At 46.5% G+C, this 14,617-nt stretch carries 15 protein-coding genes and 1 tRNA gene; 9 read left to right on the top strand and 7 right to left on the bottom strand.

Features of this window, described 5'->3' with window-relative positions; genetic code table 11:
- Nucleotides 1-21: 21 nt before the first annotated feature.
- The 5 genes from hisD to A3IK_RS0105630 form a co-directional block, all read right to left on the bottom strand.
- A complete protein-coding gene (gene hisD / locus A3IK_RS0105610; protein ID WP_020558998.1) occupies nucleotides 22-1,317 on the bottom strand; it encodes a histidinol dehydrogenase in 1,296 nt (431 codons plus the stop codon).
- Nucleotides 1,314-2,381: a 3-deoxy-7-phosphoheptulonate synthase gene (locus tag A3IK_RS0105615; RefSeq protein WP_020558999.1), complete on the bottom strand. Its 1,068-nt coding sequence runs from the start codon at nucleotides 2,379-2,381 to the stop codon at nucleotides 1,314-1,316. The genes hisD and A3IK_RS0105615 overlap by 4 nt, the downstream gene beginning before the upstream one ends.
- 2 nt (nucleotides 2,382-2,383) lie before the next feature.
- Nucleotides 2,384-3,022: an ATP phosphoribosyltransferase gene (gene hisG, locus A3IK_RS0105620; protein WP_020559000.1), complete on the bottom strand. Its 639-nt coding sequence runs from the start codon at nucleotides 3,020-3,022 to the stop codon at nucleotides 2,384-2,386.
- Nucleotides 3,019-4,281, bottom strand: a complete 1,263-nt coding sequence (gene murA / locus A3IK_RS0105625) for a UDP-N-acetylglucosamine 1-carboxyvinyltransferase (protein ID WP_020559001.1) — start codon at nucleotides 4,279-4,281, stop codon at nucleotides 3,019-3,021. Before murA ends, hisG begins: the two co-directional genes overlap by 4 nt.
- A gap of 134 nt (nucleotides 4,282-4,415) precedes the next feature.
- Nucleotides 4,416-4,730, bottom strand: a complete 315-nt coding sequence (locus A3IK_RS0105630; protein WP_026220825.1) for an ArsR/SmtB family transcription factor — start codon at nucleotides 4,728-4,730, stop codon at nucleotides 4,416-4,418.
- A gap of 89 nt (nucleotides 4,731-4,819) precedes the next feature.
- Here A3IK_RS0105630 and A3IK_RS0105635 point away from each other — a divergent pair, with 89 nt between their 5' ends.
- On the top strand, nucleotides 4,820-5,578 hold the full coding sequence (locus tag A3IK_RS0105635) for an SDR family NAD(P)-dependent oxidoreductase (protein ID WP_020559003.1): 759 nt from the start codon (nucleotides 4,820-4,822) through the stop codon (nucleotides 5,576-5,578).
- 222 nt (nucleotides 5,579-5,800) lie between these two features.
- Here A3IK_RS0105635 and A3IK_RS0105640 read toward each other — a convergent pair whose 3' ends face one another.
- The gene (locus tag A3IK_RS0105640; RefSeq protein WP_020559004.1) at nucleotides 5,801-6,340 is read right to left on the bottom strand and encodes a type II toxin-antitoxin system RelE family toxin; all 540 of its coding nucleotides are present in this window, start codon (nucleotides 6,338-6,340) and stop codon (nucleotides 5,801-5,803) included.
- A gap of 284 nt (nucleotides 6,341-6,624) precedes the next feature.
- On the opposite strand from A3IK_RS0105640, the gene ggt reads away from it, so the two are divergent.
- Entirely contained in the window at nucleotides 6,625-8,373 is a 1,749-nt protein-coding gene (ggt, locus tag A3IK_RS0105645; RefSeq protein WP_020559005.1) for a gamma-glutamyltransferase, read from the top strand.
- Nucleotides 8,374-8,394: 21 nt separating this feature from the next.
- Here the strand turns inward: ggt and A3IK_RS0105650 are convergent, their stop codons facing one another.
- The gene (locus A3IK_RS0105650; RefSeq protein WP_020559006.1) at nucleotides 8,395-8,688 is read right to left on the bottom strand and encodes a hypothetical protein; all 294 of its coding nucleotides are present in this window, start codon (nucleotides 8,686-8,688) and stop codon (nucleotides 8,395-8,397) included.
- 199 nt (nucleotides 8,689-8,887) lie between these two features.
- Between A3IK_RS0105650 and A3IK_RS0105655 the strand changes: the two genes are divergently transcribed.
- The 7 genes from A3IK_RS0105655 to A3IK_RS0105690 all read left to right on the top strand — a co-directional run bounded on the left by A3IK_RS0105655 (nucleotide 8,888) and on the right by A3IK_RS0105690 (nucleotide 14,383).
- A tRNA-Gly gene (locus A3IK_RS0105655) sits at nucleotides 8,888-8,961 on the top strand.
- A 226-nt stretch (nucleotides 8,962-9,187) separates the two neighbouring features.
- Nucleotides 9,188-10,375: a tyrosine-type recombinase/integrase gene (locus tag A3IK_RS0105660; RefSeq protein ID WP_020559007.1), complete on the top strand. Its 1,188-nt coding sequence runs from the start codon at nucleotides 9,188-9,190 to the stop codon at nucleotides 10,373-10,375.
- Nucleotides 10,376-10,435: 60 nt separating this feature from the next.
- On the top strand, nucleotides 10,436-11,023 hold the full coding sequence (locus A3IK_RS20205) for a ProQ/FINO family protein (RefSeq protein ID WP_051081548.1): 588 nt from the start codon (nucleotides 10,436-10,438) through the stop codon (nucleotides 11,021-11,023).
- Between the two features lie 439 nt (nucleotides 11,024-11,462).
- The gene (locus A3IK_RS0105670; RefSeq protein ID WP_020559009.1) at nucleotides 11,463-12,506 is read left to right on the top strand and encodes a P2 family phage major capsid protein; all 1,044 of its coding nucleotides are present in this window, start codon (nucleotides 11,463-11,465) and stop codon (nucleotides 12,504-12,506) included.
- Complete coding sequence (gene gpM, locus A3IK_RS0105675; protein ID WP_020559010.1) at nucleotides 12,506-13,375, top strand: phage terminase small subunit; 870 nt, start codon at nucleotides 12,506-12,508, stop codon at nucleotides 13,373-13,375. Before A3IK_RS0105670 ends, gpM begins: the two co-directional genes overlap by 1 nt.
- A 4-nt stretch (nucleotides 13,376-13,379) precedes the next feature.
- Nucleotides 13,380-14,093, top strand: coding sequence for a GPO family capsid scaffolding protein (locus A3IK_RS20210; RefSeq protein ID WP_051081549.1), 714 nt, complete (start codon nucleotides 13,380-13,382; stop codon nucleotides 14,091-14,093).
- Nucleotides 14,094-14,158: 65 nt separating this feature from the next.
- Entirely contained in the window at nucleotides 14,159-14,383 is a 225-nt protein-coding gene (locus A3IK_RS0105690; RefSeq protein WP_020559011.1) for a hypothetical protein, read from the top strand.
- The last annotated feature ends 234 nt before the right edge of the window (nucleotides 14,384-14,617 follow it).

The raw sequence follows: 14,617 nt of genomic DNA on the forward strand, positions 1-14,617 counted from the left end.
CTTAGGTTTTTGGGGTCTACCTTAAATACGATATTCAGCCGAACACGCATGTGCGATTAAACCCTCACCACGCGCCAATACCGAAGCAATTTTGCCTAAGCTCGCCGCTCCTGCTGCCGAGCAGTCAATTAAAGATGAGCGCTTTTGGAAATCATACACACCTAGCGGACTTGAAAAACGCGCAGTACGGGAGGTGGGTAATACGTGATTGGGCCCTGCGCAATAATCCCCTAAGGCTTCTGCGGTATAGCGTCCCATAAAAATCGCCCCCGCATGACGAATGTGCTTAGCCACTTCACGCGCATTATCCACCGATAGCTCTAAGTGCTCTGGTGCAATATAGTTAGCCACCTCTACCGCTTCTTGCATATCTTGCACAAGAATCAACGCACCGCGCCCTTCTAGTGAGGTATTAATAATCTCTTTGCGCGGCATAGTCGCTACGAGCTTATTAATACTAACCTTCACTTGTTCAAGAAAGGCAGCATCGGGGCAGACTAGAATGGCTTGAGCATCTTCATCATGTTCGGCTTGCGAGAATAGATCCATGGCAATCCAATCAGGATTCGTCTTACCATCACATACCACCAGAATTTCTGAAGGCCCTGCAATCATATCAATGCCAACCGTGCCATAGACCATACGCTTGGCGGTGGCGACATAAATATTGCCAGGACCTACGATTTTATCTACTGCGGGAACGGTTTCAGTCCCATAAGCCAGCGCTGCTACCGCTTGTGCTCCACCGATTGCAAAGACTCGATCTACCTTTGCAATGGCAGCGGCGGCTAAAACTAGCTCATTCACCTCACCTGCAGGGGTAGGTACTACCATGATTAATTCAGGTACACCTGCAACCTTAGCTGGAATAGCATTCATGAGGACGGAGGACGGATAAGCCGCCTTACCACCGGGCACATATAAACCGACGCGATCTAAACAGGTGACTTGCTGGCCTAGAAACGTACCATCGGCCTCGGTATAGCCCCATGACTCTAGCTTTTGATGCTCGGCATAAGCACTAATACGTTGAGCGGCCTGCTCTAATGCAGCACGCTGCTCAGTGGGCAAATTTTGCAGGGCTTGTTGTAGGCGAGCTAAGGGGATTTCTAGCTCACTGATACTACTGACCTGCATACGATCAAAGCGATTGGTGTACTCTACTACTGCCGCATCACCGCGCGTGCGCACCTCTTTTAAGATACCATTTACTGTATTAAAGACGGCATCATCTGACACACTATCCCACGCTAATAAGGCTTGTAAGTCTTGCCAGAAACTCGGCGAGGTTGAAGTTAACTCTCGTACCGTAGTCATGTATTGATACTCCTACGTTGACGTACTGCCTCCGCTAATTGCTCAAGCACTTCTACTGTGGTATCCCAATTAATGCAGGCATCGGTAATACTTTGCCCATACACCAACTCTTCGCGTTTCTTGCCGTCTGCTTTTTGATTGCCTTCGACTAAATGGCTCTCAATCATTACACCTGTAATCGCTTTAGAGCCAGAGGCTATTTGCTCAGCCACGTTCTTGCCCACTTCGGGTTGGCGACGATAGTCTTTATTACTATTGGCATGGCTAAAATCCACCATGAGATAAGGTGGTAATTTAGCCTTGACTAGGGCATCCACTGCAGCTTGTACACTCGCTGCATCATAATTTGGCTCCCGCCCACCGCGCAGAATCACATGACAATCATCATTACCCTCAGTGGCAAAAATAGCAGTACGCCCTTCTTTGGTCACGGATAAGAAATGGTGGGGACGTGAAGCCGCCGCAATGGCATCCACGGCAATATTCAGATTGCCATAGGTGCCATTTTTAAACCCAATCGGGCAAGAAATCCCTGAGGATAATTCCCGATGCCCTTGGCTTTCAGTCGTCCGCGCCCCTATGGCTGCCCAACTAATGAGATCGGCGACATATTGCGGGCTAATTAAATCGAGGTATTCAGTAGCAGCCGGTATACCTTGTTTAGTCAGATCGAGCAGTAATTGACGTGCTAGACGTAAGCCTTTATTAATATGGAAACTATTGTCTAGATCAGGGTCATTGATTAAGCCTTTCCAGCCCACAGTGGTGCGTGGCTTTTCAAAATAGACGCGCATGATAATGTGCAAATCAGCTTTGAGTTTGTCCCGCACGACCTTTAAACGTGACGCATACTCTAAAGCGGCATCAATATCATGAATGGAACAAGGGCCTACTACCACTAATAAGCGGTCATCTTGCCCGTGGATAATATCATGCGCCTCTTGGCGGGCATTAAAGACCACCATTGAGGTTTCGTCGGTTAAGGGCAAGTCACTGAGTAACTCGACTGGGGCTATTAATTCGTGCATACCTACAATACGCAAGTCATCGGTTAAATACTTCATGCTTATCTCTTTGCTTGCACAGCGGTTTCAATGTGATTAATCAAGGTTTGAATCCGCTCATGTTTTAATCTCATCGAGGCTTTATTGACAATTAAACGCGAGCTAATATCCGCCATATGCTCTAATGGCTCTAAGCCATTGGCGCGTAAGGTATTACCCGTATCGACTAGGTCAACAATACAATCCGCCAAGCCTACTAAGGGTGCTAATTCCATCGAGCCGTAGAGCTTAATAATATCGACTTGTCGTCCTTGTCCGGCGAAATAATGCCGCGCACAATTGACAAATTTAGTCGCCACTTTTAAATGCTCTTTGGGTAAGGGGCGATCCGCGAATCCGGCGACCATTAATTTGCAATTCGCAATTTTCAGGTCTAATACCTCGTAAATATCCTGCCCACCATGCTCCATCAGCACATCTTTACCCGCGACACCGAGATCTGCCGCACCATACTGGACATAGGTGGGCACGTCGGTGGCGCGGATAATGACGATTTTCACATCCGAGTGATTGGTGTCTAAGATTAATTTACGACTGGTTTCGGGGTCATCCAATGGCTCGATACCTGCCGCTTTTAATAGCGGCACGGTCTCTTTAAAAATTCTCCCTTTGGATAAAGCAATCGTCAGCTTATCTTTCATGCCTCATTTACCCGTGAAATCTTCGCACCGATACGTGACAGCTTTTCTTCAATGCGCTCATAGCCTCGGTCAGTGTGATAAATACGATCCACTAGCGTTTTACCCTGAGCAGCTAGACCCGCCAGAATCAAGCACGCCGAGGCACGTAGATCGGTCGCCATCACAGGCGCACCTTTTAGATTGGGCATACCTGCGACAATGGCGGTATTACCCTCTAAACGAATATTGGCCCCTAAACGTTTGAGTTCAGCCACATGCATCATACGATTTTCAAAAATTGTCTCGACAATCACACCAATACCTTGTGAAAACGCATTCATAGCCATAAATTGCGCCTGCATATCGGTAGGGAAAGCGGGATAAGGATCAGTACGAATATCAACGGCTTTTAAGGTGCGTCCGCGCATATCCAGCTCAATCCAATCAGCGCCGGTATTAACCACCGCCCCTGCTTCACGGAATTTTTGTAATACCGCATCAAGGGTATCGGGTGCGGCATTTAATACCTTGATATGTCCGCCAGTAATCGCAGCGGCAGCTAAATAAGTACCCGTTTCAATACGGTCGGGTAGTACGGTATAGTCGCAACCGCTTAAACTGTCCACACCTTCAACGGTGATTTTCGAGGTGCCAATCCCGTCGATTTTTGCGCCCATTTTGACTAAGCAATTAGCTAAATCGACGACTTCGGGTTCACGCGCCGCGTTTTCGAGTACGGTGGTCCCTTCAGCAAGGACGGCTGCCATGAGTAGATTTTCCGTGCCCGTGACACTGACGATATCCATGACAATATGCGCACCCTTGAGGCGTTTGGCTTTGGCGCGAATATAGCCTTCCTCAACGACAATCTCAGCACCCATCGCCTCTAAGCCCATGAGGTGTAAATTAACGGGGCGATCCCCAATGGCACAACCACCGGGCAGAGATACTTCAGCCTCACCAAAGCGTGCCACCATAGGGCCTAATACTAAAATAGACGCCCGCATGGTACGCACCAATTCATAGGGTGCTTTAAAGGTGTGAATAGTGGAGGTATCGGTGTGAATATTATTATGTTCATCGGTGCTGAGGGTCACGCCCATCCCCGCAATCACCGCCGCTAGGGTGCTCACGTCTTTTAAACGGGGTACATTGCGAATGGTCATGGGTGTACTGGCTAATAAAGTCGCTGCCAATAAGGGTAATACCGCATTTTTAGCCCCAGAAATCTCTACTTCACCCTCTAAGGCGACCCCACCTTCAATTAAGAATTTTTGCATTATTTAGTTCATCCAGCGTAAATGGCTACGAAAAGGGCTCATCATAGCGAAAAACGCGGGCAGTTTCACGAAACTCTCAAGCTTTCCTAAGGTAGGTTTTAATAATTTAACCGATAAGCTGGGTTATGGCTTAATCAGATGTCATCCGCTTTAGACGCCCGCAATACAGCATCCAGCAGACCGGGAAAGCGTTGCTCAAGATCTTCTTTACGTAATGAATTGAGAAACTGTGTCCCATCTGGGCGCATTTGAATAACGCCCGCCTCGCGCAGCACTCTGAAATGGTGGGATGCGGTGGATTTTGCAACATTCAGGTTCAACGCTCCGCACGCCTGTTCGCCCTTGGTCGCAAGACTTTGCACCAGATTAAGGCGCACGGGATCACTCAGTGCGTGCAGCACTCGTACCAATGACAGCGTTTCAGTAAGGGGGTGATTAGGTAATCTCATACTTTACAGTGTCACAGATTGAGTGCTAGAGTTCAATAGTTCGATATTTATCGAACTATTGAACTTATGAAAAAAGGAAGTAAACCAATATGTCTGGTCGATTTACAAATCAAGTGGCTGTGGTAACGGGCGGATCAACCGGTATCGGTCTAGCGATTGCCGAGGCTTTGCTGGCAGAAGGTGCTAAACGTGTCTATCTGACAGGCAGAACAGCAAAAACGCTAGAGGCAGCGGCCAACCTGCTAGGCGAGCATGTAGTGACGGTGGTATCTGATGTAGCGAGCCTATCAGACTTGCAAAAACTTAAGGATGAGATTGAAACACGGGGCGATCAGCTCAATACCATATTCGCCAATGCGGGTATTGCAGAAAAAAACAGCTTTGGGGAAACAACCGAGGATGAGTTCGCAAAAACCTTTGATATCAATGTCAAAGGCGTATTTTTCACTGTACAGACCCTATTACCTTTATTAAGAGATGAAGGCTCTATTGTACTAACCTCCTCCATTGTCGCCAACAAGGGTATGGAAAACCTCAGTCTGTATAGTGCCTCCAAAGCAGCAGTACGCTCCTTTGCACGTTCATGGGCAAATGATCTAAAGGCACGTAAAATTCGTGTCAATACCCTCAGTCCTGGTCTTACCAGAACGCCTATCATGGAAAACGGTTTGAAAATGGATGCGGCACAAATTGCTGCTTTAAACCAACATGCAGCTACTATTATACCTTTAGGTTATGTGGCACAGCCTGATGAAATAGCATCTGCTGCGCTGTTTTTGGCCTCATCGGATGCACGCTATGTCAATGGTGTGGAGCTGAGCGTGGATGGTGGAATGGCTCAGATCTAGTTTTCTGCCATCAGTTTTTAAGAGTTTTATACGCATCATACTACATATTGATTGATCTATTTTGGCACGGTAGAAATACGGTGCCAGCCTATCAAACTCGCACTGAACTATAAAAGTTTAGATTCAAGCTGAACTTTTACAGATTAATGTCAAAGAACTAAAGTGGCTTTATTGATTTATATAACCTTACTCAACAAAAACCACTTAACCCATAATAACTTGCTAGTTGCACCGCTTTTTAATTACTAACCATGCTACTAATCCTTCTACTAATCCTCCTGTTAGCCCCCCTACTAATCCTCCTGTTAGCCCCCCTACCAGCCCTCCTGCTAATCCTCCTACGAGTCCCCCTAACGCCCCTAGTAACTCTAGACCTGCGAATGCAGCTACGATTATGGAGGGTCCTCCAGCTAACCATGCTCCCCCTGTTAACCCTGCTATAATGCTACCATCTAGACTCTTGCCAAAACTGATGGTCTTATCATGCTCGCCAATAGATATCAGATCGTATTGCATTTGCCCCATATCACGTAAAACCATTCGCCATGACTGATCGATACGGCATTCGTAGATATCATCCCTTTTAGCACCCTTGATTTTCTTAACTTGCAAAGAAGGATGCCTAGGATCACTGGTTAATAAAAAGAATACTTTTGTTAACTTCTCCCGCGTCTCCTTAGGAAGCTGATGCGCCTCTTTAGCAAAGTCATTGGATATTCTTAATGCAACCATTTGGATACCTATATTCAGTTTGAGGTGCATCAATTATCTCGCAGTAATATTCAATAATCCCTGATACATGATAAACGGAGGAATACCAACTTAAGTTACCGTATTTACTACACAAGAAAGCAGTACAACTATGTTAAAGCTCTGCCGCTGAGCATCGGTGGAATATATAAACTTCACCCTATCACCTCACCAAACCCTTCAGCGTTTTGGGGGTAGCTCTCCTAAATCCCCTGAACTTCGGTTACACTCACGGTGGTATAAAAACTCCGCACTTTGACGGACTCTCCATCAATCGCTACGCCACAAGGATCAGTATGAAATCATTATCATTATGCGCCCTTATTTGTACCTTATTAGTGCCACTGGCCTATGCCAAACAAGCCAGTGATGCGGTTAATCCACAAATTGCTCACACCAATATCAGCAAACAACTCGTTAAAGCTAAAAACTTTATGGTCGCTAGTGCTAATCCGTATGCGACCCAAGCGGGTTTAGAGGTATTAAAAGCCGGTGGCTCTGCTGCCGATGCCGCTATTGCCGTGCAACTCACCCTAGGCTTAGTCGAACCCCAATCCTCTGGCTTAGGCGGCGGTGCGATCATGCTCTATTGGGATAATCAGAAAAAAAGCTTAACTGCCTTAGATGGACGCGAAACCGCTCCCCAAGCCGCCACTCCTGATATGTTTTTAGATAAAGACGGTAAACCATTAGCCTTTATGGATGCGGTGGTCGGCGGTAAATCGGTCGGTACGCCCGGCACGGTAAAACTCCTAGAACACTTACATAAGAATTACGGCAAACTCGCCTGGGCTGATTTATTTAAAACCCCCATCAAATTAGCGCAACAAGGCTTTGTAGTAAGTCCACATATGGCAGAGCAAATCGCAAGCTCTGCGGAGTCCTTACAACGCTTTCCAGCCACTAAAGCGTATTTTTTTGATGATAAAGGCGAACCCTTAAAAGCAGGTTCCTTGCGCCCTAATCCTGAGTATGCGGCTACCTTAAAATTCATTGCTCAACAAGGTGCTGCGGCTTTTTATGAAGGTCAAATTGCCCAAGATATTGTCAAAACCGTTACAGAAGCGCCCTCCAACCCCGGCCTTTTGAGCATGGCGGATTTAGCGAAATATGCGGTCAAAGAACGCGAGACTGTCTGCATGGAGTATCGTGCTTATGATGTGTGTGGCATGGGGCCTCCGACATCGGGGGGTGTCACCATTGGGCAGATTTTAGGTATTTTAAACCATTTTGATTTAGCTAAAACCGGCTATGACAGTGTGGAGAGCTGGCGTTTAATTGGGGATGCTACCCGCTTAGCTTTTGCAGACCGCAATCGTTATTTAGCGGATAGTGATTTTGTGGATGTGCCTGTGGAGGCATTACTCAATCCTGATTATTTAGAAGAACGTTCACAAGCTTTATTAACTGGTGAACCGCTAAAATCCGTATTCCCCGGCGATCCCACCACGAATCCCGGCCTAAGCCAACGCGCCGATGATCGTGCCTTAGAGCTGCCCTCTACTAGCCATATCGTCATTGTTGATAAAGACGGTAATGTCCTATCCATGACTACCACGATTGAAAATGGTTTTGGCTCACGCCTGATGACGCATGGCTTTTTATTGAATAATGAGCTAACCGATTTCTCATTTGTCGCTGAGGAAAATGGCGTTCCGGTCGCTAATAAGATTGAGCCGAATAAGCGCCCACGCTCCTCTATGTCACCTACCATTGTCTTCCAAAATGAGAAGCCGGTCTTAACGATTGGCTCCCCCGGTGGCAGTAATATTATCGTCTATACCGCTAAGGCACTGATTGGCATTATCGACTGGGGCATGAATGTGCAACAGGCTGTGTCTATGCCGCATATGATCAATCGCACGGGGGATTATTATTTAGAGAAAGATACCCCTGCCGAGGATTATAAAGCTAAATTTGAAGCTATGGGTTATACCGTTAAGGTGGATAATCTCAACTCTGGCTTACAAGCAATAGCTATTACTCCTGATGGTTTAGAAGGAGGAGCCGACCCACGACGCGATGGCGTGGCGATGGGAGAATAAGCCATTTAAGGCAAAATCAACTCAAGAGAGCGAGCGCTGAGGTATCATAGCGCTCGCATTTTGTTTGGCTACTATATACGTCACAAAACGCCCCACAAAAAACGCTATCAATATTGGAATCATTAATTGATGCAGCACCCATTCATCGGCTTGGGTGAGTAGCATAGTGGGGACTTCAGCGCGAATAATTAAGGCATATAAGATCAATAGCCAAATCCCCAATATGTCTAATAACACGGCGGTAATAATCGCCCAAACGGCAAATTTTGCATTCAGCAATAGCCCCAATGTTAAAACCAAAGATGTCACTAGCATACTGATCACCGCTATCATCTTATGCCCGGTATACCAGTAATACCAATAGCTTCTGAATCGATACATATGCCTACCTACTATAGATTATTATCTAATCAGTATACGAGGTTTCGCTAGCGCATGATGGATTAGCCTTGGCTTTGTGTAGAAAAGAGCATTGCCATTTGCAGGCTGAATATCTACAATAATGACCTCTCAAGCGGGTGTAGTTCAATGGTAGAACGGCAGCTTCCCAAGCTTCATACGAGGGTTCGATTCCCTTCACCCGCTCCAGTCTCACGTCCATAGTAGTCTCTATTCGTCCATAATTCCCTTAAAAAACCTTGCTGCAAAGTGCTTTTTGCGTCCGCTAGCGTCTGCCTATGTCCGCAAGAATCTAGCCTTTTGGTGTGTAAAATCGTGTGTAATTTTCCACGTAAATGTGTAAAGCTGCTTTTATTGTGTGTAAGCTTGTGTGTAATATACTCTAGTCTCCCTAGTAATGAATGGAGTATGATTCTTGACGCTTACACACACCCAACTTGAAGCCGCCAAGCCTCAAGATAAACCTTACCGCTTAAGTGATGGTGCAGGCTTGCAGCTAGAAATTAGAACCAGTGGGGCTAAGGTCTGGCTCTATCGCTACCGACAACCCCACACGCAAAAGCAAACCATCCTCACCCTAGGCGAATATCCTTCTATTACGATTCGGCAAGCACGATTATTGATTGAGGAAGCGCGAGCATTGCTTAAGCAAGGGATTGATCCTAATACCCATAAGCAAGCCCAAAAACAGCTAAGCCGTGGTCTAACCTTTAAAGACTTGGCCTTAGAGTTTTATGCTCAGCGGCAAGGTGCTTGGTCGGCTGCCAATGCTGAGCAGGTCATGAAGTGCTTTGAGGTGGATATTTTCCCCCACATTGGGCACAGAGTGGCTAGTGAACTCACAACCTTAGAACTATTGCAGGTGGTGCGTACCGTCGAGGCGCGGGGGAGTCTGGATAAGGCCGCCAAGGTCAGACAGCGTATTAATGCAGTGTATGTGTATGGTTTTGATTCGGGACAACTCACCCATAATCCCACACCGAGCAGTGGAGCCTTACAGCTTAAACCCAAAGGACAACATTTTAATGCGCTTACTGTGCAAGAACTGCCGCAATTTCTCACTGAGTTAAGCGCGTATCGTTCGGAGGTGTTAAGACGGGCGATACAGTTCACCATGCTAACCCTTGCACGGTCTGGTTCGATTCGCTTAGCGCAATGGGTAGAGATTGATTGGGTCAATGCCTGCTGGCATATTCCCGCTGATCATATGAAGCTAGGGCGAGCGCATAGCATCCCGTTATCAACCCAAGCCTTGCAATTACTTCACGACCTGAAACCCTTCACGGGTAACTCAAACCTTATTTTCTACACCCACCGTATCCATAAGCCCATGAGTGAGAATGCGATGTTAGCCGCTCTCAGGCATATGGGATGGGGTGGTAAAATCACTATGCACGGGATGCGAGCCTTAGGCTCTAGTGTGTTACATGAGGCCGGTTTTAATCCTAAAGCCATTGAGATGCAGCTTGCCCATGTGGAGCGTAATAAGATTGCTGGCTCTTATAATTATATGGCGACCTATTGGGAGGAGCGGATTACCCTGATGCAGTGGTGGGCTGATTTTCTAGACAGTGCTAATGCTAAGCCGACTAAAACCCCGTAGACTAGCCGCTGATACAACACGCTAACTAGCGAAAACCTTGCAACCGATGCGAGTACCTACATGACAGACCAACCCAAGAAAACGCTAAAGATTATTAGGAAAGTGGTTCCTACCCCTACCACACCAATAGAACCTGCCGAACCCGACCAGTTAGCACCGGAGCAGCCGATTCAGCGCACGGGTAAGCGGGTATTGACTAAGGACAAGCTGCAAGAGGTCAAACCCGAAAAGGGAACCGACTTTTATCGAGCGAGGAAGCTACCCAAACCCAAGCCAACGGATAAAGACGCTAAGTCAGTGGCTAAGCCTGCTAGACCTAAGCCACCGAAAAAGAAGGTTAAGCCACCGAGTGACATACGCGCCAAAGAGTTAGACGCTAGTCTCAATGGATTTGCAATGTGGCGTGAACGTAAACCGCTGGCCTTGAACTTTGAGCGGCAAGTGTTTCAGCATGTGGGTAAGCATCATTTGAGTGCTTCAAAGCGGGTGGTGATGAAGCTCTTAGAGTGGCACACCGCTAACCGTTTTTATCTGCAAGCGGTCAGTGAAGGTGGTAAGCGCTTTAATTTGGATGGTAGCGAGGCCGACACGATCCAAGACTATGAGATCAGCCACGCACTGAATAAGTTGGCTAAACGTAAAAAATAAGCGTGATTTAATAGAGATCAACTAGGCCATTAGCCCTAACATCGCTGAGCAGTGATTTAATAGGAGGTGGCTGTACACTTTTGCACTATTTTGCACAAAATAGTGCATTAGAAAGGGCGCTAAGGCTTGATGCAGTGGGGTTTGGTGCAGTGAATTTAGTGCAGTGTATTTAGACTCTTCCCCCCCGCCCCGCATAGGTGAGGGAAAAAACCAAAGAGGTTAAAAAATAGGATTGAACAGATAATGAGGCAATGGCATGCAATTATGCACACTTTACTATAAAAGTCAATAGGATAGGTGCTAATTTACCTAGCCGAAAACACACTTTTGCTTTTGATTATTTGCTTGCTATTTGGTTTAATAGAGGTAATAAAGTTAACTCATAAAGTTTTTTAACTAGTGTCGTGATGACACGCTGATCCCTGAGAAGGAAATTGCTATGCAAGAACTTGCACGTACCAAGTTTCACAATCTTATTAATCGCATTTATCAACCTTTAGGCTTGCCTGTTGGTAGTCAATACACCCTCGCAGTCCCCCGTCAACAAGCCTTCATTAATAGCCAGATTCAAGAAGACGCTTTTCTCAAGTTGGTCAATCATCCTCTAGTCACCGCACAAACTGGCGACCGCTTAAGTATGGGCGATGGTAAACCCGTAGGCAGCACTACAGACACTGAACAAGACGACAGAAAGCCGCGTGGTGTGGTAGTTGAAGGGGTTGAGTACTTCTGTAATCAAGTCAATTTTGACACCTTTATTAAATACAGCCAGCTTGACGCATGGGCGCATGTACCAAACTTTGATGATACCTACGCTAACTACGTGCTACAAAACATCGCCAAAAGCATGACCATGATTGCTTTTAACGGTACACACTACGCCAAGACCTCCAACCTAGCACAATATCCTCTCTTACAAGATTGTGGCTTGGGCTGGTATGCCTTTACTAAGAAATGGAAACCAAGCCAGATTCTAGGCTTAGACCCTGAAACAGGTGATAGCACCGCCAACCAGTACCAACTAGGTGCAGGGGGTGATTATGAAACCCTTGACGCGCTAGTCTTTGACTTGGTGAGTAGTCGCTTTGATGCGTGGCACGCTCAAGCCTCTGATCTGGTGGTTTTGGTCGGGCGTGAATTATGGGTTCAGCACGGCTTTGGGTTAATGAATGCCCTGAATAATGCCCCGACTGAAATCAATGCCCTGAAAACATGGCTCTCAGATAAGACGATAGCAGGCTACCCCGCCCTGATGCCGCCTTATATGCCCGCGCGTGGGTTAATGGTGACAAGCCTTGATAACTTATCTATTTATCATCAAGCCGGAAGCCTCCGACACACGATGGTAGATCATGCTAAACGTGACCGAGTGGAAGATTACTTCAGCGAGAACCTCGCCTTTATTATCGAAGACTTTGGCAAGTTTGCCGCTGTCCGCCCTGATGCGTTACTACTCAAAACCAAAACCGGAGACTGGATGTAATGTTGTCGCCAGCGTCCTTAGTGGCTGAAAAGCCCACTTTGCCTAAAAAAAACCTAGTGAAACCACAACTGCACCGCGCTTTTGTCCTCAAGCTCAATAGTGACTTAGCCCGTTTGCGCTCAGTACGTTCAATGGAAACTAAGAATGTACTCAAGCAAGACCTGCTTAGTGAATACCAAGACTACTTGGCTCCTTTGCTCAGTCGGCAAGTAGAGCCTCATGGTCATGATGAGGTCGTGGTGTGGTGTGCGTTATGGTCGATTGATGTAGGCAATTTTAAGCAAGGTATGGCGCTGGCTCTCTTAGCAATGGAAACGGGAATGCGTGCTCCCGACGGGTTTAAGCGTAGCTTGTCCGAGGTATTGACGGAAAATCTAGTGCATTACTGTTTAGATAATAAACCTATTCACTACCTAGACGACCTTGAGACGTTACGCCTTAAGGTAGAGCAAGAGGATATGCAAGACTCTGTTAAAAGTAAGCTCTTCAAAGCCTTGGGTATTGCTTACTTTGAGCTAGATTCAGTCAAAGCCACGCAATACCTAGAGCGCTCTTTACACTTAAACCCTACAGGTGGAGCAAAAGTCCACCTCAATGCACTGACCAAGTACCACGCTAGCAAACAAGCGCAAGCCGTACCCAAGGCCAAGGCTAAAGCACAACGTACCAAACAGGCACTGATAGAGCGTAACTACACGCTCCCGACTAATAAGGCCGCCAAGCTAGTGGGGGTATCGGTACCGACTTTCTTACGTTGGGCAAAAGTTTATGACCTACCTGCCATGCGGGTGACGTGTGGCACGGGCTTAGGTTTTCGCTTTGACCCGCAAGACGTGGAAAACCTCAAACAAACTCTGATTGTGAGATAATCTGATGAAACTAAGAACACCTTTTATAACCGCCTGTGTAGCAGGCAAAACCGCTGACGGGCGTGAAATTACCGAGCAGCAAATTGATGAAATGGGCAGTTATAACCCTACCGTATACAGTGCCAAAATATGGCTAGAACACCTAAGAGGTACTATGCCGGATGGTGTATTTAAAAGCTTAGGTGAAGTGGTTGCCGTTAAAGTCGTCACCTTGGGCAGCGAGGCCGGTATTCTAGCGGGCAAGAAGGCGCTCAAGGTACAACTAGAGCCGCATCCTGATCTAGTCAATATGGTACGCAATGGGCAAAAGCTACACCTCTCGATTGAAATGGTGGAGCGTTTAGCATCCACGGGCAAAGCTTATCTAGTGGGAATAGGTGTGACCGATAGCCCCGCCTCATTAGGTACAGAAATAATGCAATTCAATACCTCGGCACGTAAAGAATCACTCTTTAGTACACCGATCACCAGCGAAACCGTGGAGTTTGAAGTAGAACATGCCACCAGTGGCACCTATGGGCAATCTATTGTCATGCTCATGAGCGCGGTTGATCAATTAGAGCGTGAAAACGCGACACTCAAGCAGCAAGTGCAGGAGAAGGATAAAAGAATCGCTGATCTAGAGGATCAGGTTCCAGCGCCTCCTGGGTATTTCACTCGTAAACCGTCACCTACTACACCGAAACAAGAGACAAATACGGTAAAAAACTGGTTTTAACACTCGACTAAGATCGTTTATAAATTTAATAACATTGTCGTGATGACAATAAGGAACTCCCCAAGATGGATACTCAAAACCGACCCAAAAGCCAATTCAAGGCCTTTCGTAACAAGGTACACTCTATTCAATCTATAACCGGATTAGACAATAATCACGCGGTTTATTTGGTGTCATTACTCTCAGAATTAAATCAAGCATTGCCCTTGGCAGAATTAAATGACTATCCCTTAGCGGAAAAATTAAAAGAACTTTATAAAGTCTTGGAGTTGGGCTTAGCGCCTCAATAGCGCGAGCAAAAAAAAGCCACTAATGCGGGATAGTGGCTTTTTATACCTACTTCAGGGGTTAGTGTGCTTATCCGGCCTTTTTTATGCGCTGAAAAACGATGACGTGGCATATAGCACAATGTCACTATAGATCGGTGCAGGTTACTGGATAAACTGCTAAACGTTAAGAATAAAAAGGGAAGCTGTGCAGGCTTCCCTTTTTTGTTGATACCTGAAATTTGCTACTAACAGGAG

Origin of the sequence: Thiofilum flexile DSM 14609 (assembly GCF_000380185.1) — a bacterium.
In the GTDB taxonomy this organism is placed as follows: domain Bacteria; phylum Pseudomonadota; class Gammaproteobacteria; order Thiotrichales; family Thiotrichaceae; genus Thiofilum; species Thiofilum flexile.